Genomic DNA, 22,500 nt, shown 5'->3' on the forward strand with positions numbered 1-22,500 from the left:
GTGAAAACTGGATCTTTTTTTTATGTTTGTTTTAGGATATAAAAACTAAATATGATAAAAAAGATATTTTTATGTGCCGCTTTTTTCTTTGCGATGCTAAATGCAAATGCTCAAAAAAGTCGTTTTAGAATTGGGTTAGGTTATGGTTTCGGAAGTGAATTCAATAATAAGGATTATACCTTTACTAATAACTTTTACAAAGTACAAGTTTATTATGGCTTTAAAGAATCCCGAAATTTTAAATATGAAATTTTGATTCAGCCTGAAATCAATTTTGGAAAACATCAGTTGCTTAATTTGTACTTTGTAAAGCCTGAAACTCCCAATTTCGAAGAGAAAAGGATTGAGTATATGAAGTTAAAAGATGTTAGGGAATATGTATTGAATATCGGTTTTGTAATTAGAAAACCATTTGCTAAATATTATTCATTTTATCTTTTAGGAAGTGTTGGCCCAATGATTACCGATACGGAAACAGAACGAATGTCTAGTGGTTTTGCTTTTGCAGATGTTTTGGCTATAGGTATAACTGCTGATTGTAATCAATTTAGATTTGATATTCGTCCGAGCTTAAGGCATGTATCTAATGCGGGTTTAGGAAGTACAAATGCTGGTTATAATACGAAGAATATTGAATTTGGTATATCTTATCAGTTGTAAATAAAAAAAAGCCCAAGATCTTAGATATTGGGCTTTTTTTTTATTTATGAAATTTTATTATGATTCTGCAAGTGGATTTCTTTGAGCTCTAATGATAAAGAAAAGACCGATTATGATAAAAGGAATACTTAACCATTGTCCAGTTGAGAAATAACCTAATGTATCTTCTAAACCTCCTTGTTTTGATTTAACAAATTCTACAATAAAACGAACAACAAAAAGAAGAACTAAAAACATTCCAAATAATAGTCCAGTTTTAAGTCTTGCATTTGTTTTCCAATACAAAAAGTATAAAATTGCAAATACAAAAATGTAGCAAAAAGCCTCATATAATTGAGTTGGATGTTTTACAGGTACTTCTGCTAATATATTAGCAAATTTTGGGTTTGTTACAACTGCATTATAAGCTTCTTTAGGATCGGTAATTCCTGTTTTGCCTACAATTTGATATTTGTCAAATTTATCATGTAAAAAACGAACTCCAAAAGATGATGTGGTTTCATTTCCCACAATTTCAGAATTCATAAAATTACCAATACGAACAAATATAGCACCACTTGCTACAGGAATTACAACACGGTCTAATATCCATAGCATTGGTTTTTTTAAGATTTTTTTGCTGTAATAATACATAGCAACTATAATAGCAATTGCAGCACCATGACTTGCTAAACCTTGAAATCCTGTAAAGTGAAATTCTGGTTCAAATTTAACTGGCAGAATAATTTCTAATAAATGGTCTTTAAAATAATCCCAATCATAAAAGAAAACGTGTCCTAAACGTGCTCCAATCAAAGTAGCAAGAACAGTCCAAACAAATAAAGAGTCTAATTTTTCAAGCGATTCATTTTCTCTTTCGAAAATCTTTTTCATTATGAACCATCCTAATCCAAATGCAATTACAAACATTAAGCTGTAATAACGAATCATAAAAAATCCTAAATCAATTCCTTCAGAAGGATTCCATATTAAATGTAGGGCGTGTGTCATATAGTATGTTTTTTATAGAAATATAAAGATAAATGTTTAATGTAAAGTACCAATTGGCAAAAAGTTAATGTTTGTGTTTGCATTTCTTTTCTGGTACAGGGTCGTAGCCCGTTCTGCCCCAAGGATGACAGCTTAAAATACGTTTTATTCCTAAAAAACCTCCGTAGAAAAGACCATGAATCTGTAATGCCTGAATCATATAACTGGAACAAGTTGGTTCAAATCTGCAAGTTGCTGGTGTAAATGGCGAAATTGCAGTTTGGTAAAAACGAACCAATAATACAAAAGGATATATAAGGATTTTGGAAAACATATTTTTAGTTTAGTATTTAGATTTTTAGTGTTCAGTTTGCTTAAAGTGCGATTTAAACACTAAAAATCTAAATACTGAATACTTATTTTTATTGAATGCTAAACGATGTACCTTCTTTTCCGTCTTTTAGCTGTATTCCTAAAGCTATTAATTGATCGCGAATTTGATCAGAAAGAGCGAAATTTTTGTCTGCTCTAGCTTGATTTCGCATTCCGATAAGCATATTAACTACACCTTCTAATTTGTCGTTATCTGCGTCAGCACTTTTTTCATCGCTAAGACCTAATACATCAAAAACAAAAGCATTTACAGCAGTTTTGAAACTTTCTAAATCTTCAGCCGAAATAGTTTCTTTTCCATCTTTTAATAGATTGATAAAACGAACAGCTTCAAATAATTGCGCGATTAAAATAGGCGTATTGAAGTCGTCATTCATAGCATCATAACAAAGCTGTTTCCACGCTTCAAAATCTATTGAACTGGTTTTTCCTGCAACAATATTTGGTAATGCTTCAACAGCTTCCATTAATCTTTTATATCCTTTTTCAGCTGCAACAATGGCATCATCAGAAAAGTCTAAAATGCTTCTATAATGTGCTTGTAACATGAAAAAACGAGTTACAGAAGCAGAAAATGGTTTGCTTAAGATATGGTTATCTCCGCTAAGAATTTCGCCTGGTAAAATATTATTTCCAGTCGATTTTGCCATTTTCTTTCCGTTTAAAGTCAGCATATTAGCATGCATCCAGTAATTTACTGGAGATTGACCTGTACAAGCTTCATTCTGTGCAATTTCGCATTCATGATGTGGGAATTTTAAATCCATTCCACCTCCGTGAATATCAAAATGATTTCCAAGATATTTGGTGCTCATGGCAGTACATTCAAGGTGCCATCCAGGGAATCCATCGCTCCAAGGTGAAGGCCATCTCATAATATGTTCTGGTTCGGCTTTTTTCCAAAGTGCAAAATCCTGCGGATTTCTTTTGTCCGATTGTCCATCCAAATCACGAGTATTAGCTAGCATATCTTCGATATTTCTGCCGCTTAAAATTCCGTAATTGTTGGTTTCGTTATATTTCACAACATCAAAATATACGGAACCGTTGGCTTCATAACCAATTCCAGTTGCCATAATTTTTTTGATGATTTCAATCTGTTCGATAATATGTCCAGTCGCAGTTGGTTCAATACTTGGCGGTAAGAAATTGAAAGATTTTAAGATATCGTGAAAATCTACCGTATAGCGCTGTACAACCTCCATCGGTTCTAGTTGCTCTAAACGTGCTTTTTTAGCAATTTTATCTTCACCTTCATCTACATCATCTACTATATGTCCAACGTCGGTAATATTTCTAACATAGCGAACTTTATAATCTAAATGCAGAAAATATCTAAAGATTACGTCAAAAGACATAAAGGTTCTTACGTTTCCTAAGTGAACATTACTATATACTGTAGGTCCACAAACATACATTCCAACATTTCCTTCATGGATTGGTTTGAAATCTTCTTTTTCACCCGAAAGCGAATTGTATATTTTTAATGGCTGCGATGTATATAAAGGCATAGTATTTTTGTTTAATCGTTTAATCGTTTAATCGTTAATTTTGTTTAATTCGGATTATCGGATTTATTGTTGTGAAAGATAATATTTTTTTAGATTATTTATCTGATTACAAATTTTTTCAAGTTTTTCCCTTGATGCTATATATTCTATTTCTGATAAGTAATTTAAATCTTTTGAAATTATTAAATGATTTAAAGTTTCCATTGCAGAAGAATATGAGATTGTTAAGAAATGTGCTTTATCCTTATTAGTGCTTCTTGATGTCCCTTCTGCAATATTTGTAGCAATTGATGATGAGCTTCTTTTTATTTGAGATGTTATCCCGAACAATTCATTTGATGGAAATTTACTAGTCAATTTATAAATATCTAAAATAAACATCCTTGCATTTTGCCACACTTCAAGCTTTTCAAAGGAAAAAATGTACATGCTTTTTTGTTTAATCTTTTAATCGTTTATTTGTTTAACTTTTTTCGATTAAACGATTAAACAAATAAACGATTAAACAAAATATTTAAAACTGAGTATTTAATTTGATGTAATCTAAAAATTCTCTTTTCGTTTGAGGATCTTTGAATTTTCCACCGAATTCAGAAGTTACAGTACTGCTTTCGATATCTTTAATTCCTCGAGAATTAACGCAAAGGTGTTTTGCATCGATAACACAAGCTACATCTTCTGTTCCTAAAGCTTTTTGAAGTTCTTGAACAATCTGCATCGTTAAACGCTCTTGAACCTGAGGTCTTTTTGCGTAATATTCTACAATTCTATTCATTTTAGATAAACCGATAACACGTCCGCTTGAGATATAAGCTACGTGAGCACGTCCAATGATTGGCAGTAAATGGTGTTCGCAAGTAGAATAAACGGTAATGTTTTTTTCTACAAGCATTTCGCCATATTTGTAATTGTTGTCGAAAGTAGAAGCTTTTGGTTGTTTTGCTGGGTTAAGACCACCAAAAATTTCTTTTACAAACATTTTAGCAACTCGGTTTGGAGTACCTTTAATGCTATCGTCTGTTAAATCCATTCCAAGAGTTTGTAGAATGTTTTCAACATCTTTTTTAATTTTTTCTATTTTTTCTTCGTCAGTTATGTCAAAAGCATCCGCTCTTAAAGGGTTCTTTGCATTACTGCTGAAATGATTATCTCCTATTTCGTCTAAAAATTCTTCGTTGTTTATCATTAAAAACTACTATTAGTATGTGTATTCCTTTTTAAGGCGGTAAAGATAATTAATAAATAGGAAACCTTTTCTATGGTTTTTAGGATTTAATTGCTCCTTTTTGAAGATAATTTAATTTCGAGATTTATATCTTGCTAATTAAAAGCAAAAAAGACAATAACGAATTGGTTATTGCCTTTTTTAATTCTATTTAATCAATTGATTATCTGTTGTTATAAACCAATAAAGCTTCTTTTAAAATGTTTACTGCTGTAATTAGGTCTTTTTTATTTAGAACATAAGCAATACGAACTTGATTCAATCCCATTCCAGGAGTTGAGTAAAAACCTTTTGCAGGAGCAATCATTACAGTTTCTCCATTTAAATCGTAGCTTTCTAATAACCATTGAGCAAAATCATCAGAATTTTTTATCGGTAATTCGGCGATACAATAAAAAGCTCCTTTTGGTTTTGTTACAATAACTCCATCTATCTTGTTTAATTCAGCAATCAAAGTATCACGACGTTCTTTATATTCTGAAATTACTTCGTCAAAATAACTTTGAGGCGTATCTATTGCAGCTTCGCAAGCAATTTGTTCAATTGTGGGCGGACTTAAACGCGCCTGAGCAAATTTCATAACTGTCGCTAAAACTTCTTTGTTTTTAGTGACTAAACATCCGATTCTTGCTCCGCACATACTGTAACGTTTAGAGACAGAATCTACCATGATTACGTTTTGTTGTACATCTTCTAGATTCATTACAGAAAAATGAACATCATTTCCATCATACAAAAATTCGCGATAAACTTCATCAGCAATTAAGTATAAGTCGTGTTTTTTGATTAAACTCGCCAATTGCTTAATTTCTGCTTCTGTATATAAGTATCCAGTCGGATTTCCAGGATTGCAAATCAGAATGGCCTTTGTTTTAGGTGTAATCAGTTTTTCTACATCTTCAATGCTAGGCAAAGCAAAAGCAGTTTCAATAGTAGAAACAAGAGGAACTACAGTTGCGCTCGTTGATGATGCAAATGCATGATAATTAGCATAAAAAGGTTCCGGAATAATGATTTCATCTCCTGGATCTGTAATTGTGGCCAGCGCAAAAAGTAAGGCTTCAGAACCACCAGTTGTAACAATGATGTCTTCTGTGTTAACGTTTACGTTTTGACGCTGGTAAAAATGAGCTAATTTTTTTCTATAGCTTTCATATCCGGCAGACGGACTGTATTCTATAAGAGTTAAATCAATATTTTTTACCGCCTCGATGGCCACTTCGGGTGTCTTGATATCCGGTTGACCAATGTTTAAGTGATACACTTTGTGTCCTTTTTTCTTTGCTAAATCTGCAAAAGGAGCCAGCTTGCGTATCGGAGATTCAGGCATGTTTTTGCCTTTGAGTGAAATTGTTGGCATGAGTACAAATTATTGAAGTGCAAATTTGCATTTTTTTTTCGAATTTAACGTAAACAATATGGGTACTTGCAAAAATGTAACAATAATAAATATATTTACTAATTTTATAATAAAATATTGCCAATGAAAAAATATGTAGTATTGTTTTTTGGGTTATTCGTACCTTTTATGCTTTTTGGGCAGGGAGATTTTGTAATGGAGAACAATGCAACAAAGGTTACAATTCCTTTCAAACTAATTAATAATCTTATTTTTATTCCCATAAAAGTAAATGGAGTAGAACTTAATTTCCTTTTAGATTCTGGAGTCGAAGAAACGATTTTGTTTAGTATGGAGGAGAAGCAAGAGGTAAGTTTTAATAATGTTGAAAAAATTAAACTTCGCGGTTTAGGAAGCGAAGAAGAGATTGAAGGGCTCAAATCGACTAAAAATATTTTAGAAACTCATGGTCTGAAGTCAAATGACCATATGGTTTATATTATTCTGGATCAAAGTTTTAATTTGTCTTCACATATTGGGATTCCGGTGAACGGAATTATCGGTCATAAATTTTTTAAAAATAATTTGGTCGAAATCAATTATCAAAAAAAGAAAATTGTTGTTCATACCAACAATCCGAAATTTCAAGAAAAACTCAATAAGAAATTTAAATTGATTCCGATAACTATAGAAAGATCAAAACCTTATATAGTAACAACTGCAACGGTTAACAATGAAAAGATTGATGCGAAACTTTTAATTGATATTGGAAATAGCGATGCTTTTTGGATTTTTGAAAATGATAAAATCAAACTTCCAGCTAAAAATTTTCCTGATTTTTTAGGAAAAGGATTTAGCGGTGATATCGAAGGTCATCGTGCCAAAATTGACCAATTTTCTATTGATGATTTTGATTTTAAAAAGCCTATTGTTTCGTTTCCAGATTCGCTTTCAATTAGAAATGTAAAGATGGTTCCAGGACGCATAGGTTCTGTAGGTGGAGAAATACTCAAAAGGTTTACTGTAGTTTTAGATTATAAGGATAGAGAACTCTACTTAAAAAAGAATACAAAATACGGAGAGCCTTTTACCTACAATAAAAGCGGAATTTCCATTCAGCATAATGGTTTGCAATGGGTTCAAGAAACTGTTCATTTGGAAACCGTTAGAGTGGCTAATACACTCGACGAATTTCAGGATAAAAACAATAATAATTTTAAATATAAATTTGCTCTCAAGCCAGTTTATGAGATTGTAAATGTCCGTAAAAATTCTACTGCCGAAAAATGCGGATTACGAAAAGGAGATATTATTGTGAGTATCAATAGAATTCAGCCCTACAAATACAGCTTACAGCAAATAAACAATCTTTTGAAATCAGAAGAAGATGTGTGGGTTAGTATGGAGGTGGAAAGAAATAGTGTAGTGCTCAAATTTAGATTTAAACTTGAAGATGAGCTTTAAAGCTTTGTGCTAGATACATATATTGTATTGTTATGTTATAAAAATATACTTTTGTGAAAAAATGTTTGTTAAAATTATTTGTCTTTTTAGATATTTTAGTATGTTTAACAAAAATTTAATCTATGGCAAAAAACTACATTAATTTATTAAGGTTTATAATACTTTTTATTTTTTTAAACTTTTTTTCTTCAAAAATTAATGCTCAGTGTGCGGGTACAGACGGACAAAAAGTAATTTGTGATATTGAGAATCCGGTTAATGAATCATTGTCTTTATTTTCATTATTGGGAGGTTCTCCAGTTCCAGGCGGGACATGGTCTGATAATAATAACTTAAAAGGTTTAGATCCAGCCACAGGTATTTTACATCCTCAACTTATTACTAAAGGAGGTGTTTACCAATATACTTATACAGCTCCAAGTACTGCTGGATGTACAAATAATAAAGCTGTAGTGACTATTACTATTGGTGCATTTCCAGGAGTTGGATCGCAAGCTACTGTTTGTAATGACAGCAATTACTTTAATCTTTTTACAGCATTTGATAGTAATTCGATGGGACCACATTCAAATGGTCAATGGAGAAATAGCGAGGGAAAAGTTATTGAGCCTTCTCTGTATATAGGCGATATAGATAAAAAAACAACACTTCAGTTTACATATACGGTGCCACCAGTATTGGAATGCTCTCCAGCATCAAAATCGACTACAGTGACAGTAACAGTTTTAAGAGCTCCTAAACCTGGTGATACGCAAAATTTGATATTATGCGGAACTACTGGTCTGGCTGCATATACTAATTTAGATTTGAATGATCAACTTACTGGAGAGGATAGCGGAACTTGGACTGGTCCTGGTATTACCTCAGAAACAGATCATAATGTTAATCTCCAAGAATTGTTTGATACTTCTGGACCAGGAATATATAGTTTTAGATATGATGTTTTGGCAGTTCCTGATAACTTTATATGTAGTAATAAATATTCAATTGTTTTTATTACATTAGAAAAAAGACTTGATTTTACAGGTGCCAAAATTGAAGTTGCTAAAGATATTTGCGAATCAGAAATTTCTACAGCAACCTATTCTGCAAAAATAACGCAAGGCCCCGATAAAATTCCTGACGGAACATACGATGTAACTTATACTGTTGCAGGCTCAATTTCTGGATCTGAAAGTATAAGGGGCTTTTTTATAAATGGAGAAATGAATTTTCCTATTAGCTCTTCTTATTTTCAGCAGGTCGGAAAATTTACCATAAATGTGACAAACATTGTATCAGCGTATAGTCAGAATTCATGCGTAGATATCTTTAATCCATTCTCAACAACTTTGACTATTTATCCGTTGCCACGTTTAAACGGCGCGGTGCTGACATCAACACCAACTTGTCAGAATAAAGCAGGATTGATGCAGTTAGATGCGCCTCAATTACTTGATGGAGATTACCGTATTACCTATAATATAAATGGTGACAATATAGCAACGGGACAAACTGCAGTCATAAAAGCGGTAGGAGGAAAAGCAACATTTGAAGTTCCTGGCAATTTGAATGTAAAAAGTGGTTTGTCGGTTATTATAATTTTAAATATTGTAAATATTACGAATCCAACTCCACAGTGCGCGAGCCCTGCTAATGTAGGTGGAAATTTAACAATTAATCCGCTTCCAAATGCTACGACTGTTAATGTTGCGGTTAATAATTATTGTTTGAATGATCCAGTTTCTGTTGCTATTTCTGGCTTAGGAAATTTGACTAATGCTAAAATTTCTTATCAACTTTCAGATAGTAATACTTCTACTGTTCAGACTATTACCCAAGCAGTAACAAACGGCAGAATAGATTTTGTAATTCCAGCGGCGTTGCTTTCGAATATTGGAAGTACTAAGATTACACTTTTAAATCTAACGAATACTGTAACAAGTTGTGATGTTAATTTGACCAACGTAACAGATGATTTTATTCTGTATCCGCTTCCAGCTGCACCAAATGTAGAAAATCAGCAATTCTGTAAAGTAGATGAGGCAACAATTGCTAATTTGGCACCAATTGGAACTCAATTTAAATGGTATAATTCTCCAACAGCAACAACACCACTTGCAAATACATTGTTATTACAATCGGGTAATTATTATGTAAGGGAGACTTCTGCGAATGGTTGTGTATCAGGAGCTTCTATGGTGATTGTTACTGTATCAGATTCACCACTTCCAGTCCTAAATTCTGATGGACAAAATTTCTGCGGATTGAAAAACCCAACTATTGCTGATTTATCTAATAATACCAATGTTCCTTCAACAGTAGTTTGGTATGATGCGCCAAATGCTGGAAATTTATTAGCTTCATCAACACTTTTAACAGAACAAGGAAGATATTATGGATTTAATTTTCCTGATACTGGATGTTTTTCTTCATCATACATTGAAGTTACGGTTACATTAACATCTTGTGATGATGTGCCAAATGACTTTTTTGTGCCTGATGGTTTTTCTCCGAACGGAGACGGTACAAATGATTCATTTGTAATTAAAGATATTGAATTTTTATACCCAGATTATAATCTTGAAATTTATAACAGATACGGAATCGAAATGTATAGAGGAGATAAAAATAAACCAGCGTGGGATGGTAAAAATTATGAAAAGAGTGGCATAGCTGGCGGAATAGCACCCAACGGAGTTTATTTTTATGTACTGCATTTTAATAAAGGCAACAAAAAGCCACAACAAGGTCGTCTTTATTTAAATAGATAAATCTCTTTTATATTTATAATATAATTTTCAAATGAAAAAAATACTACTCTTTATAAATTTCCTTTTCTGTTTGTCGGTTTCTGCACAGCAAGATCCAGAATATACGCACTATATGTACAATATGAGCGTTGTCAATCCTGCGTATGCAACAGGAGTGCCTGCCATGATGAATTTTGGAGGACTCTACAGAACACAATGGGTTGGAGCTTATGGTGCTCCAAAAACTTTTACATTTTTCGCTCACAGTGCAATTACAGATAAAATAGAAGCTGGAATTTCGTTTATTTCAGATGATATTGGAGACGGAGCTAAAAAAGAAAATAATGTTTATGCTGATTTTGCCTATGTTTTAAAGTTAAGTCAAAAAGATAAACTTTCATTAGGAATAAAAGCTGGTTTTTCTTCTATGCAAAGCAATTTTAATGGATTTCGTTTTACAGATCCCCAGACTGATTTTGCTTTTTCAGAAAACATAAATGCTACAAAACCAAATATCGGAGTTGGAGCCTATTATTTTAGAGACAATCTTTATGTTGGATTATCCGTTCCAAATCTTTTAAAATCAAAATACATTGAAGAAAAATATGGAATGAATGCTTTTGGCTCAGAAGAAATACACACTTTCTTAACGGCAGGATATGTTTTTCAGTTAAACGATATGTTGAAATTGAAACCTGCTTTTATGTCCAAATTTGTCAAAGGGGCGCCAATTACTTTAGACGTTACGGCAAATGTATTGTATAATGAAAAGTTTGAATTCGGTGCAGCATACAGAATTGACGATTCTGTGAGCGCATTGTTTAACATCAATGTAACACCTACTTTGAGAGTTGGTTATGCTTACGATTATACGCTTACCAACTTCGGGCAGTTTAATTCTGGAACACATGAGATTATGCTGTTATTCGATTTAGACTTGTTAGGAAAAGGATTTGATAAATCACCAAGATTCTTCTAAGATGAAAAATATGAAAAAACTACTCGTTATTATATTCGTATTTTCAATACAGTTTATAAATGCTCAAGATCAAGAATTGGCAAGAGCAAAACGTTTTTTTGATAAAACGTATTACAGTGAAGCGATTACTTTATATCAAAAATTAGCAGACGAAAGACCTTCGCAAGAAGTAATAAAAAATTTAGCAGATTCTTATTTTTATACTAATGATTTAGTTAAAGCACAGCGCTACTATAGATTATTGGTAAAGAATTATAGAAAAGATTTGGATAGAGAATATTATTTCAGATATGCTCAGACTTTAAAAGCAACCAATAGTGTTGACGAAGCTAATCAATATTTAAAAGAATATTATGCTTTATCTGCAAATACTGAAGATGTTATCAATTTTGAAAAGGATCTAAAAACCTTAGAAAATGTTTCTGCAATTGGAAAGCGTTTCGAGATTAAAAACCTTGCTATCAATACACCAAATTCTGAATTTGGTGCTGTAAAATATAATGATAATTTAGTTTTTGCAGGCGTAAAACTAAAACCTGGATTGTTAGATAAAAAGTTTAAATGGGACAACGAAACCTATTTAAATTTAGTTTCAATTCCATTAAAAAACATTAATTCGGCAGATTCTACGGTACATTATTTTGCTAAAGAATTAAAAACAGGAATGCACGAATCGAATGCCGTTTTCACTAAAGATGGCAAAACAATTTATTTTACCCGAAATAATTCTAAAAACGGAAAGAAAAAGAAAGACGAAAAGAAAATTTCAAATCTTCAGATTTTCAAAGCCGAATTGGTAAACGGAAAATGGACCAATATTACGTCACTTCCATTTAATAGTCCAAATTATTCTGTCGAGCATCCTGCTTTAAGTGCAGATGAAAAAGTATTATATTTCGCATCAGATATGCCGGGTTCGTTGGGCTCTTTTGATATTTATTCTGTTAATATCAATAAAGGTGCATTTGACACTCCGAAGAATTTAGGTCCAGAAATTAATACTAATAAAAGAGAGCAATTTCCTTTCGCTTCCGCAGATAATAAACTTTATTTTTCTTCGGACGGTCATTTAGGATACGGATCTTTAGATGTTTTTGTTTCCGAAATCAATGGTTCTGAATATGGAAAAGCAGTAAATATTGGATTGCCTTTAAATTCAAATTTAGATGATTTTGCCTTCAATATTGATTCGAATACCAAAGAAGGATATTTTGCATCAAATAGAGAAGGAGGAAAAGGTAGCGACGATATTTATCAATTTAAAGAAATAAAAGATTTAGTAGTTGAAGATTGCAAGCAATTTATTGCGGGAACAATTACGGATATTGATACTAAATTGGTTTTAGAAAATGCAACAGTTTTATTGCAAGATTCGGAAAATAAGACATTAAATACTGTTACAACTGGAGTTGATGGAAAATTCAGTTTTACAGTGGCTTGTGAGACTTCGTATAAAATTTCAGCTTTTAAAGAAAATTATACAAATGCCTCTAAAATATTGACTTTAGATAAAACAAGAGATAAAGTTAATGATGGCTCTTTAGAATTGAGATCTTTAGAAGCCATTAAGCAGGAAGAAAAACAAATTGCTGAAAATAAGAGAAAACAAGAAATTATTATTGAAGAAAATAATAAGAAGAAAGAGGCTCTTGCGGCAATCGAACTAAAAGAAAAAGAAAAGAAAGCCAAAGAAGCAGCAATTGTTGCCGCTGAAGTGAAAAAAACTGAAAAAGTAAAAGAAATTTTAGCGCAGGAAAAAGATGTTGTAAAAGATAAAGACAGATTAATTATTAAAACAGATCCAATTTATTTTGATTACAATATGTGGTACATTCGTAAAGAATCGAAAGTAGTTTTAGGAAGAGTTGTCGAATTAATGAAGAAATATCCTGGAATGGTAATCGAAATAGGTTCGCATACCGATTCCAGAGGAAATGCAAAATTCAATGAAGATTTATCTCAAAAAAGAGCCAATTCAACACGAGAATTTATCATTCAATCGGGAATTGATGCAAAAAGAGTTACTGCAAAAGGCTATGGAGAATCGGTGCCAATTATAAAATGCAAAACTGATGATGCGTGTTCTGAAGAAGATCATGAATTGAACAGAAGATCTGAATTTGTTATTAAAAATTTATAAAATGTATTTCTAATACATTAAGCAAGCCTGAAGAGTTTTAAATTCTTCAGGCTTTTTTTACAGAAAATTTTGCCAAAATATTTTGGTTGAGTTCTTTTTTAATTAATTTTATATAATAACCCTGAAACATAAAAAATATAAATATGAAAAATCTAGTTTTACCTTGTCTTCTTGTAATCTGTATTGGATTTCAAAGCTGTAAAAATGAAGAAAAACAAAAAGCCGCTGAAGCCGCTAAAGCTGATGGCGAAAAAATTGTAAGTACTGCTTGCTATAAAGCAATTTATGAAAAAGACACATTAGATTTGAAATTGAATACTTTGAAAAACGGTAAACTTTCTGGAGATATGATCATGAAAGTTGCACCTTCAACTATTAGAACAGGAGAAGTTGCAGGTGAGTTTCATGGCGATACTTTATTTGTAGATTATACTTTTAAGGACAATGTAAATAAAGATAAAACATTCAAAAATCCGATGGCGCTTTTAAAACGTAATAATCAGCTTATTTTAGGAAATGGAACAATGCAGACTACAATGGGCGTTACGTATTTAGTAAAAGACAAACCAATTGATTTTGATAGCGTAAAATATAAATTTGATTCAGCTGAATGTGCTAGTAAATAGAAAAAAGATTTGAGAAGCAAGATTATCTGGTTTATCAATAAAATAAAAAGCCGTTTCTAAATCTAGAAACGGCTTTTGTTATTTAAAGATTTTTAAATCCTTATTGAACTTCTCCTTTAATTTTTAAGGCAACACGTCCGTCAGGATAGTTTACTGCGTTTGATTCAACAGTAATGGTTTTACGAATTGGTCCTGAAACCATATTATATTTTACATCTATTTTTCCTTTTTTCCCAGGCTGAATTGCTGCCGTTGGTTTTGTTACGATGATAGAACTTACTGTAGATTCTGCGCCTGTAATTAATAAAGGAGCGTCTCCTGTGTTAGTAAATTCAAAGGAACGAAGTCCATTGTCACCTTTAGAAATCTTTCCATAATCAATTGTATTGTCTGGGGCTGCAAATTCAATTTTTGGGCCATTTTGTGCATAACCTATCGCGCTAAACAATAAGACTGCAATAAAAGAGGCTGCATTTTTCATATGAAATTAGTTTTTAATTGTAAGTAAATATACATTCTTTTAATTAACACACAAATTAATAATTCGCTTTTTATAGTCTACTTAATTATTTACTTTTGCTCTCAGTTATAAATACAAAAATTGAACCAGTTTTTTGTTTAACTGTTTAATCGTTTATTTGTTTAATCTTTGAGATTGATTTATAAATTATTTTTTTAAACAGCGAACAATAAAGCAAATCAATTTGAAATTCGATGATCAAAACCGATTAAACGGTTAAACAAATTAACGATTAAACAACCCTAGTAAATGACAATTCCAGCACAATTTGACGCTAAAGCGATTGAGAACAAATGGTATGATTACTGGATGAAAAACAATTATTTTCATTCAGAACCTGATCATAGAACACCTTATACAATTGTAATCCCGCCGCCAAACGTCACTGGAGTCCTTCACATGGGACATATGTTGAATAATACGATTCAAGATGTTTTAATTCGTAGAGCGCGTCTTAAAGGATTCAACGCTTGTTGGGTTCCGGGAACAGATCACGCTTCTATTGCTACTGAAGCAAAAGTGGTAGCAAAATTAAAAGCAGAAGGAATCAATAAAAATGATTTAACTCGCGAAGAATTCCTAAAACACGCTTGGGAATGGACAGATAAATACGGCGGAACAATCTTGGAGCAACTTAAGAAATTAGGAGCTTCTTGCGATTGGGAACGCACTAAATTTACAATGGATCCAGATATGTCTGCATCTGTAATAAAATCGTTTGTTGATTTATACAACAAAGGATTAATCTACAGAGGATACCGAATGGTAAACTGGGATCCAGAAGCAAAAACGACTTTATCTGACGAAGAAGTAATTTACGAAGAACAACAAGGAAAATTATTTTTCTTAAAATATAAAATTGAAGGTTCAGAAGATTTCTTAACGATTGCTACGACACGTCCGGAAACTATTTTTGGAGATACTGCAATTTGTATTAATCCGAATGATGAGCGTTTTACACATTTAAAAGGTAAAAAAGCGATCGTTCCAATTTGCGGAAGAGTTATTCCAATTATTGAAGATGAATATGTAGACGTTGAATTCGGAACAGGATGTTTGAAAGTAACGCCTGCACACGATATGAACGATAAGACGCTTGGCGAAAAACACGATCTTGAAATCGTTGATATTTTTAATGAAGATGCTACATTAAACAGCTTTGGATTACACTATCAAGGAAAAGACCGTTTTGTAGTTCGTAAAGAGATCGAAAAAGAATTGGAAGAAATCGGAGCTTTAGCAAAAACAGAAATCCACTTAAATAAAGTTGGAACTTCTGAAAGAACTAAAGCCGTAATCGAGCCAAGATTATCTGACCAATGGTTCTTGAAAATGGACGATTTGGTAAAACCAGCTATTAAATCGGTTTTAGAAACGGGAGATATCAAATTACATCCAAAACGTTTCGAAAATACGTATGCGCATTGGTTAAACAATATTCGCGATTGGAATATTTCTCGCCAATTATGGTGGGGACAACAAATTCCAGCATACTATTACGGAGACGGAAAAGAAGATTTCGTAGTAGCAGAAAATATCGAAGATGCATTAAAATTAGCGAAAGACAAAACATCTAACAACTCACTTACAACATCTGACCTAAAACAAGATGTTGACGCCTTAGATACATGGTTTTCTTCTTGGTTATGGCCAATGTCAGTTTTTGGCGGAATTATGGATCCAGAAAGTCCAGATTTCAAATATTATTATCCAACAAATGACTTGGTAACAGGTCCGGATATTTTATTTTTCTGGGTGGCGAGAATGATTATCGCAGGTTACGAATATGCAGGTGAAAAACCATTTACAAATGTATATTTGACAGGTTTAGTTCGTGATAAACAACGTCGTAAAATGTCTAAATCATTAGGAAACTCTCCTGATCCTTTAGATTTGATCGATAAATTCAGTGCCGATGGAGTTCGTGTAGGATTACTTTTAAGTGCTTCTGCAGGAAACGATATTATGTTTGATGAAGAATTATGCAGTCAAGGAAAAGCATTTTCCAACAAAATTTGGAATGCCTTCAAATTGATTAAAGGTTGGGAAGTTTCAGAAACTATTCTACAGCCAGAATCATCAAAAGTAGCAATCGAATGGTACGAAGCGAAATTGCAACAAACTCTTGTCGACATTGAAGATAATTTTGAGAAATACAGAATTTCAGATTCATTAATGGCGATTTATAAATTGGTTTGGGACGATTTCTGTTCTTGGTTCTTAGAAATGATCAAGCCAGCTTACCAACAGCCAATTGACAGCGTAACTTTCGCGAAAGCGATCGAAATGTTAGAAAGCAACTTGAAGTTATTGCATCCATTTATGCCTTTCTTGACGGAAGAAATTTGGCAGTTAATTGCTGAAAGAACTCCAGAAGAAGCTTTAATTGTTTCGACTTGGCCAGAATTAAAATCATTTGATGCAAAATTAATTGCTGATTTTGAAAATTCTATCGAAGTAATTTCTGGAATCAGAACAATCAGAAAAGACAAAAATATTCCGTTTAAAGATGCAATCGAATTAAAAGGAATCAACAGCGAAAATGTTTCTACTTATTTCGATTCAATTATCACGAAATTAGGAAACGTTTCTGCTTTCGAATATGTTTCTGAAAAAGTAGACGGAGCATTGTCTTTCCGTGTAAAATCGAATGAATATTTCATTCCGATTACAGGAAATATTGATGTTGAAGCTGAAATTGCAAAACTGACAGAAGAATTGAATTATACTAAAGGATTCTTGAAATCTGTAGAAGCAAAACTTTCTAACGAGAAATTCGTAAACGGAGCTCCAGAGAAAGTCCTTAATTTAGAAAAACAAAAACAAGCTGATGCTTTGGCAAAAATTGCTACAATCGAGCAGAGTTTGGCTGGTTTGAAGTAAGAAATCAAACTTAGTTTATAATACAAAACCCGACAGATTTTTGGAATTTGTCGGGTTTTATTTTGGTGTAAATATTACTGAATTTTTCACAAAAAATAAATTAGACTTTTATGATTTCGTGTTTCAAAAAGATATAAATTTAATACGATTTTACGCTATTTAAATTTTTCTCTTCTAATGAAAAAACACCTCTTTTTTGTCTTTATTATTGGCCTATTTTTATCTTGTTCGAATAAGATTGAAAAGGTTGAAAAATCCATCTATTATTGGAAAAGTAACGGTTGGGAGTTGAATATGAAAGAAACTTCCCTTATCAGAGATTTAAAAATAAGGAAGCTTTATATTAAGTTTTTTGAGATAGATCATAACGAAGAATATGGCGATTTTCCAGTTTCGAAAACTTCTTTGCATTTTTATCAATTGGACAGCCTAGATATTGTTCCAACGGTTTATATCAAGAACGAAGTTTTTAAAAATACCAATCGACAAAGATTAGACACACTGGCAAGCAATGTTACTTTTTTGATTAATAAATACACTGAAGATAGATTTAAAAGGGCCAATCCAGTCAAAGAATTTCAAATGGATTGCGATTGGACCTTGTCTACAAGGGAAAATTATTTTTATTTTTTAAAGAGATTAAAATTTATTTCAGCAAAAAAAATCAGCTGTACTTTAAGGCTTTATCCCTATAAATATCCAGAAAAAATGGGCATTCCTCCGGTCGATAAAGCAACTTTGATGTGTTATAATCTGATAAATCCTTTAGAGAATCATTCTAAAAATTCCATTTTAGATATTGAAGAATTAAAGCTTTATCTCAATAAGAAAAGAAAATATCCACTGCATTTGGATATTGCGCTGCCCACTTATTCTTGGATGCAGGTGTATAAAAACGATCATTTTTATAAAGTGATTTATGATGGACAGAAAGAGGTTTTAAAATCTTTAAAAGAAATTAAGCCTTTATGGTATGAGGTCACAAGAGATACGGTAGTTGATAATTTTTACTTAAGAATTGGAGATAAAATTAAATACGAAAATTTGACGGCAAAGAAAATTAATGAAGCCATTGAAGTGATCAAAGAAAATGTAGACTTTGATGCCGAAACAACAGTAACCTTATTTCATTTAGACGAAAAACAACTTAGCAATTACAGCAATGAAGAACTTTCTGGTTTTTATAGCAATTTTAGTAAGTAATAGCATTTTTGCCTGCGGATTTTATCCGTTTGGAGAAGAAATCAGGTTTTCTTTCTTCAACCCAGCAAACTTTAATTATTATTCTTATTCAGAATTTAATTATTCTTATAATTCATTTTATCCAAATGAAAATGGCGTTTACCCAAAAGGATCAATTGATGAAAATGAAAAGCTTTGGTTAAAATACTGCCACGATAAAGTTTCTGTCGAAGCGATAAGAAGTGTTTTGTATGATTTTAAAGAAGAAGATATTGCCGAAAAATCTGCAAATGAAATGCTTCAGTATTTATATAAAACTAAAAATATTGAAGCTATAAATTATTTGAAGTTTGCTAAAACCTGTGAATTTTTTAATGGCATATACGAAGATCCTTGGGAAAGGAAAGAAGGCGCAACAATGCCAAAAAGACAAAATCTGCTTAATAAAGCGATTGCCATTTCGAACAAAACTAAAGATAAAGAAATCAAGCTGCGATATACTTTCTTGGCTATCAGATTAGCATATTATAATTATGATTTTGAACAAATTAAATTATTGTATGATACTGTTTTTAAAACTCAAAAAAAGAAAGATATACTGAATTATTGGAGTTTGTATTTTAGAACATTTGCAGAAACAGATAAAGCTTTGGCTAATTTTTATGCAGCACAGGTTTTTGTAAAAGCCCCAGATAAGCGTTTTATGATTTCGCAATCTTTCGATTCTAAAATTCCATTAGAGGCTGTTTTAAAATATGCTGCAACTAATGAAGAACGAGCAAATGTCTATTTTTTGGCAGGTATCAAAAAAAGCGATCAAGCATTGTTTTGTTTGGAGCAAGTTTACAAATACGATCCGAAGTTTGAAGGGCTCTCGTTTTTGTTGTTGAGAGAAATCAATAAAATTGAAGATTGGGTTTTTACGCCTTATTATTCGTTATTTAATCCGGCAATTTCAAAATATAATAGTTGGGATAATGAAGATGATAATTCAATAAAAGGTATTTTGGGTCGAGTAGAAAATGACAGAAAGTATGCAGACAAAGTATTGCAGTTTGTATCTAAAGTAAATTTAAAAAAGATAAATGATCCTGTTTTATGGAGATTAGGAAAATCTTATTTGTCATTTGTAATCCGAAATAATCAAAAATGTTTAAATGAAATTGCTTCTTTAGAAAAAAATATCACTAAGAAAGATTCTCTTTATAATCAAATACAAATCATAAAAGCTTTGGCTTTAACGGCAAACCAAGAAAAAGGAAAAGCTGTGATTTTGGAAGAAGTAAAACCTATTCTCCTTAAAAATAAAAATAACAGAAAGTTTTTATTTACTATTGGAAGAGAATTGGAATACAAACAAAATTGGACAGACGCCGCTTTTTTATATTCAAAACTTGATGATAGTGCAACAAAATATGGAGATTACTATGATTATAATGTTGTGACTTGGAAAAATAAAAAAAGCAAAAGCAGTTACAGAGATTTTTATTCGGATTATTTCGATTACATCGACGCTAATTATTCGCCTGAATATGTTGTAGATTTAGTAGAAGAAGTTAAAAGTAAAAGAGAGAATTTAGATGCTTTTTCTAAATGGAAACAAAGTAATATTTTGGCTCAAATTCCGAAATTGTATGATTTGATCGGAACCAAATATATTCGCCAAAATAAGCTAGAACTTGCCGCATTATATTTTGGTAAATTGGATAGTGATGAATTGGCTAGTTATAATGACTGTCTTTGGGAAAAGCCAAATTGTAAAGGAACAGATAAGTATAATGAAAATCCATTTTTTGTTTTGAAGTATACGCCAAACTTTATTAAACAAGAAAAGCTTTTTAAATTAAACAAAAGAAGTATTACGGAACATTTGATACTGTATCTAAAAAAAGCTTCTAATCCGAAAGAAGAAAATAAAGACTATTATTATTTTTTGGTAGCGAATGCCTATTATAATATGACGCAATACGGAAATTCATGGATGATGCGCCGTAACAGTTGGAGTTATATTGATGATGATCCGTTTGAAGATGAGAAAGAATATTATGAAGGCAATCTCGCACAAAAATATTATTTATTATCATTGAAAAATGCAAAAACGGATCAATTTAAAGCTTTGTGTTTAAGAATGATTGGTCGATGTGAGAAAAATAAACTAGAATATCAGTTTCCAAATAGTTACGATAACAGAATCGAAAACTATGATAATTTTCTTTTAAGTAAAAATAAATACTATCAAGATTTAAAATCAAAATATAAAGATGATTATGAAAATCTAATGTCTGATTGCAGTTCTTTTGAAGAATATTTTAAAGCTAGGAGATAATGTTTATTTGCCACCAATTCACGAATTTTATTTTTACAATCTATTAGTGAAATAATTCGTAACTATTTTTCAAAGATTTTAGAAATAAAATTCGTGAATTCGTGGCTATCAAAAAATGTTATTTTTTCTTCTTCAAAACCAAAAACAAAGGATAAGAAACAATTGCAATTCCAACAATAATGATAAAGCTTTTAGGATCGCTGTAAACAAATCCTGCAAGTAATGCGATAGAAAAAATGATCGCTATAATAGTTGTCCACGGATACCAAAAAGAACGATAAGGTCTTGGTAAATCAGGTTCGGAAGTTCTTAGTTTTAAAAGTGAATAATACGCCAGTCCCCAAACGATTATGGAGATAAAAGCGGCGAAAGAAAACAAGACTTCAAACGAACCAATACAGATTAAAAACAAGCTGAAAAATGATGAAACCAAAAGTGCTACAATTGGAGTTCCTCCTTTATTTACGATTGTTCCTTTTTGAATAAAAAATCCGTCACGGCTTAATCCGTAAAGAATTCTTGGCGGTATCATCATAAAAGCATTCAAAATACTGATTAAAGAAAAGATAGAAATTACTGTTACGATTTTAGCACCATTTTCTCCGAAAAGAATTTTAGCAACATCTGCAGCGGCAAGATTTGATTTGGCTAATGTCTCAATTGGCAGAACGTGAAAAAATGCAGCATTTACTAAAATGTAAATCGCCACAACAAGTAAAACTCCACTATATAAAGATTTCGGAATATTTTTGCTCGGATCATCATTTTCTTCAGCAAAAAAGCAAACGGCGTTCCAGCCATTATAAGTTCCAATAATAAGCTGTAATGATTTGAAAAATCCAAAAATTAAACCAATTTGAAAGATAGAATTGTCGGTTTGAATTTTGGGAACATTTACTCCAGAATACAGAAAACAAGCTACAACCAGCGCCACGAAACAGATTACTTTCAACAAACTTGTGATTTGCTGGATTACGCTTCCATTTTTTACTCCGCTTAAGTGCAGTAAAACAAAAGCGACTAAAATGGAAATAGAAATTACTGTAGAGTAGGGAGCAAGTTCAGGAAATAAAATAATAGTGTATTCGCTAATTACAATACAATAAAATGCAGGCGGAATGGCATTGACGATATAATCGTACCAACCAGAAAGAAATCCAGCATATTCGCCTAAAGCTCTTTTGATATAATTATAAGATCCGCCGGCTTTTGGTAACATTGTAGCGAGTTCAGAATAAGAATTCGCACCCAATAAAACATATAAACCTCCAAATAACCAACAGGCAAGAATAAGCCAATAATTATTGAGCATTTCTGCAATTGTTCCAGGTGTTCTTAAAATTCCAACTCCGATTGTTCCGCCAATTAATACAGCGATATTAAAACTAAGGCCTAAGGTTTTCTTTAATTGGTTTTTCTTAGAATCGGACATGTTTGGGTTTATTTGAGAGAATAATTTTTTAAAGCAAAAATAGTATTAATTGAATTATAATTAGCTTTAAAATAAAAATCCCAAGACATTCTGTTTTCGAAAATGAAACTAGAATATCT

The 22,500-nt window shown here is 31.8% G+C and carries 17 protein-coding genes; 9 read left to right on the top strand and 8 right to left on the bottom strand.

Going from position 1 to position 22,500, the window contains the following annotated elements; genetic code table 11:
- Positions 1 to 51: 51 nt before the first annotated feature.
- Positions 52 to 660 (top strand): acyloxyacyl hydrolase, encoded by a 609-nt coding sequence (locus tag HNP35_RS15255; RefSeq protein ID WP_184163841.1) that lies wholly within the window; start codon positions 52 to 54, stop codon positions 658 to 660.
- A 57-nt stretch (positions 661 to 717) separates the two neighbouring features.
- Here the strand turns inward: HNP35_RS15255 and lgt are convergent, their stop codons facing one another.
- The 6 genes from lgt to HNP35_RS15285 all read right to left on the bottom strand — a co-directional run bounded on the left by lgt (position 718) and on the right by HNP35_RS15285 (position 6,118).
- Positions 718 to 1,650, bottom strand: a complete 933-nt coding sequence (gene lgt / locus HNP35_RS15260) for a prolipoprotein diacylglyceryl transferase (RefSeq protein WP_184163845.1) — start codon at positions 1,648 to 1,650, stop codon at positions 718 to 720.
- Between the two features lie 64 nt (positions 1,651 to 1,714).
- Positions 1,715 to 1,963 (bottom strand): membrane protein insertion efficiency factor YidD, encoded by a 249-nt coding sequence (gene yidD, locus HNP35_RS15265; RefSeq protein WP_184163848.1) that lies wholly within the window; start codon positions 1,961 to 1,963, stop codon positions 1,715 to 1,717.
- A gap of 88 nt (positions 1,964 to 2,051) precedes the next feature.
- A complete protein-coding gene (cysS, locus tag HNP35_RS15270; RefSeq protein ID WP_184163851.1) occupies positions 2,052 to 3,533 on the bottom strand; it encodes a cysteine--tRNA ligase in 1,482 nt (493 codons plus the stop codon).
- Positions 3,534 to 3,596: 63 nt separating this feature from the next.
- The gene (locus HNP35_RS15275) at positions 3,597 to 3,962 is read right to left on the bottom strand and encodes a four helix bundle protein (RefSeq protein WP_184163854.1); all 366 of its coding nucleotides are present in this window, start codon (positions 3,960 to 3,962) and stop codon (positions 3,597 to 3,599) included.
- 85 nt (positions 3,963 to 4,047) lie between these two features.
- Positions 4,048 to 4,719, bottom strand: coding sequence for a GTP cyclohydrolase I FolE (gene folE / locus HNP35_RS15280; RefSeq protein ID WP_184163857.1), 672 nt, complete (start codon positions 4,717 to 4,719; stop codon positions 4,048 to 4,050).
- A 202-nt stretch (positions 4,720 to 4,921) separates the two neighbouring features.
- Complete coding sequence (locus HNP35_RS15285) at positions 4,922 to 6,118, bottom strand: pyridoxal phosphate-dependent aminotransferase (RefSeq protein WP_184163860.1); 1,197 nt, start codon at positions 6,116 to 6,118, stop codon at positions 4,922 to 4,924.
- 123 nt (positions 6,119 to 6,241) lie between these two features.
- Between HNP35_RS15285 and HNP35_RS15290 the strand changes: the two genes are divergently transcribed.
- From HNP35_RS15290 to HNP35_RS15310, 5 genes are all read left to right on the top strand, one after another.
- Complete coding sequence (locus tag HNP35_RS15290) at positions 6,242 to 7,561, top strand: PDZ domain-containing protein (RefSeq protein ID WP_184163863.1); 1,320 nt, start codon at positions 6,242 to 6,244, stop codon at positions 7,559 to 7,561.
- 122 nt (positions 7,562 to 7,683) lie between these two features.
- On the top strand, positions 7,684 to 10,314 hold the full coding sequence (locus HNP35_RS15295) for a gliding motility-associated C-terminal domain-containing protein (RefSeq protein WP_184163866.1): 2,631 nt from the start codon (positions 7,684 to 7,686) through the stop codon (positions 10,312 to 10,314).
- 31 nt (positions 10,315 to 10,345) lie between these two features.
- The gene (locus HNP35_RS15300) at positions 10,346 to 11,272 is read left to right on the top strand and encodes a PorP/SprF family type IX secretion system membrane protein (RefSeq protein WP_184163868.1); all 927 of its coding nucleotides are present in this window, start codon (positions 10,346 to 10,348) and stop codon (positions 11,270 to 11,272) included.
- Positions 11,273 to 11,282: 10 nt separating this feature from the next.
- A complete protein-coding gene (locus HNP35_RS15305; RefSeq protein ID WP_184163871.1) occupies positions 11,283 to 13,412 on the top strand; it encodes an OmpA family protein in 2,130 nt (709 codons plus the stop codon).
- 143 nt (positions 13,413 to 13,555) lie between these two features.
- The gene (locus tag HNP35_RS15310; protein WP_184163874.1) at positions 13,556 to 14,038 is read left to right on the top strand and encodes a hypothetical protein; all 483 of its coding nucleotides are present in this window, start codon (positions 13,556 to 13,558) and stop codon (positions 14,036 to 14,038) included.
- 100 nt (positions 14,039 to 14,138) lie between these two features.
- Here the strand turns inward: HNP35_RS15310 and HNP35_RS15315 are convergent, their stop codons facing one another.
- Positions 14,139 to 14,519, bottom strand: coding sequence for a DUF1573 domain-containing protein (locus HNP35_RS15315; protein WP_184163877.1), 381 nt, complete (start codon positions 14,517 to 14,519; stop codon positions 14,139 to 14,141).
- A gap of 288 nt (positions 14,520 to 14,807) precedes the next feature.
- On the opposite strand from HNP35_RS15315, the gene HNP35_RS15320 reads away from it, so the two are divergent.
- From HNP35_RS15320 to HNP35_RS15330, 3 genes are all read left to right on the top strand, one after another.
- On the top strand, positions 14,808 to 17,441 hold the full coding sequence (locus tag HNP35_RS15320; RefSeq protein WP_184163891.1) for a valine--tRNA ligase: 2,634 nt from the start codon (positions 14,808 to 14,810) through the stop codon (positions 17,439 to 17,441).
- A gap of 294 nt (positions 17,442 to 17,735) precedes the next feature.
- Positions 17,736 to 18,644: a hypothetical protein gene (locus tag HNP35_RS15325; protein ID WP_184710815.1), complete on the top strand. Its 909-nt coding sequence runs from the start codon at positions 17,736 to 17,738 to the stop codon at positions 18,642 to 18,644.
- Positions 18,604 to 20,949: a hypothetical protein gene (locus tag HNP35_RS15330; protein WP_184163897.1), complete on the top strand. Its 2,346-nt coding sequence runs from the start codon at positions 18,604 to 18,606 to the stop codon at positions 20,947 to 20,949. The genes HNP35_RS15325 and HNP35_RS15330 overlap by 41 nt, the downstream gene beginning before the upstream one ends.
- 118 nt (positions 20,950 to 21,067) lie before the next feature.
- On the opposite strand, the gene HNP35_RS15335 is transcribed toward HNP35_RS15330, so the two are convergent.
- A complete protein-coding gene (locus HNP35_RS15335) occupies positions 21,068 to 22,381 on the bottom strand; it encodes an APC family permease (RefSeq protein WP_184163900.1) in 1,314 nt (437 codons plus the stop codon).
- Between the last annotated feature and the right edge of the window lie 119 nt (positions 22,382 to 22,500).

This window comes from Flavobacterium notoginsengisoli, assembly GCF_014207905.1.
Taxonomy (GTDB): Bacteria; Bacteroidota; Bacteroidia; order Flavobacteriales; family Flavobacteriaceae; genus Flavobacterium; species Flavobacterium notoginsengisoli_A.

Coding starts and splice junctions, on each gene's coding strand:
- HNP35_RS15255 (WP_184163841.1), top strand. CDS start 52: ATGATAAAAAAGATATTTTTATGTGCCGCTTTTTTCTTTGCGATGCTA.
- lgt (WP_184163845.1), bottom strand. CDS start 1,650: ATGACACACGCCCTACATTTAATATGGAATCCTTCTGAAGGAATTGAT.
- yidD (WP_184163848.1), bottom strand. CDS start 1,963: ATGTTTTCCAAAATCCTTATATATCCTTTTGTATTATTGGTTCGTTTT.
- cysS (WP_184163851.1), bottom strand. CDS start 3,533: ATGCCTTTATATACATCGCAGCCATTAAAAATATACAATTCGCTTTCG.
- HNP35_RS15275 (WP_184163854.1), bottom strand. CDS start 3,962: ATGTACATTTTTTCCTTTGAAAAGCTTGAAGTGTGGCAAAATGCAAGG.
- folE (WP_184163857.1), bottom strand. CDS start 4,719: ATGATAAACAACGAAGAATTTTTAGACGAAATAGGAGATAATCATTTC.
- HNP35_RS15285 (WP_184163860.1), bottom strand. CDS start 6,118: ATGCCAACAATTTCACTCAAAGGCAAAAACATGCCTGAATCTCCGATA.
- HNP35_RS15290 (WP_184163863.1), top strand. CDS start 6,242: ATGAAAAAATATGTAGTATTGTTTTTTGGGTTATTCGTACCTTTTATG.
- HNP35_RS15295 (WP_184163866.1), top strand. CDS start 7,684: ATGGCAAAAAACTACATTAATTTATTAAGGTTTATAATACTTTTTATT.
- HNP35_RS15300 (WP_184163868.1), top strand. CDS start 10,346: ATGAAAAAAATACTACTCTTTATAAATTTCCTTTTCTGTTTGTCGGTT.
- HNP35_RS15305 (WP_184163871.1), top strand. CDS start 11,283: ATGAAAAAACTACTCGTTATTATATTCGTATTTTCAATACAGTTTATA.
- HNP35_RS15310 (WP_184163874.1), top strand. CDS start 13,556: ATGAAAAATCTAGTTTTACCTTGTCTTCTTGTAATCTGTATTGGATTT.
- HNP35_RS15315 (WP_184163877.1), bottom strand. CDS start 14,519: ATGAAAAATGCAGCCTCTTTTATTGCAGTCTTATTGTTTAGCGCGATA.
- HNP35_RS15320 (WP_184163891.1), top strand. CDS start 14,808: ATGACAATTCCAGCACAATTTGACGCTAAAGCGATTGAGAACAAATGG.
- HNP35_RS15325 (WP_184710815.1), top strand. CDS start 17,736: ATGAAAGAAACTTCCCTTATCAGAGATTTAAAAATAAGGAAGCTTTAT.
- HNP35_RS15330 (WP_184163897.1), top strand. CDS start 18,604: ATGAAGAACTTTCTGGTTTTTATAGCAATTTTAGTAAGTAATAGCATT.
- HNP35_RS15335 (WP_184163900.1), bottom strand. CDS start 22,381: ATGTCCGATTCTAAGAAAAACCAATTAAAGAAAACCTTAGGCCTTAGT.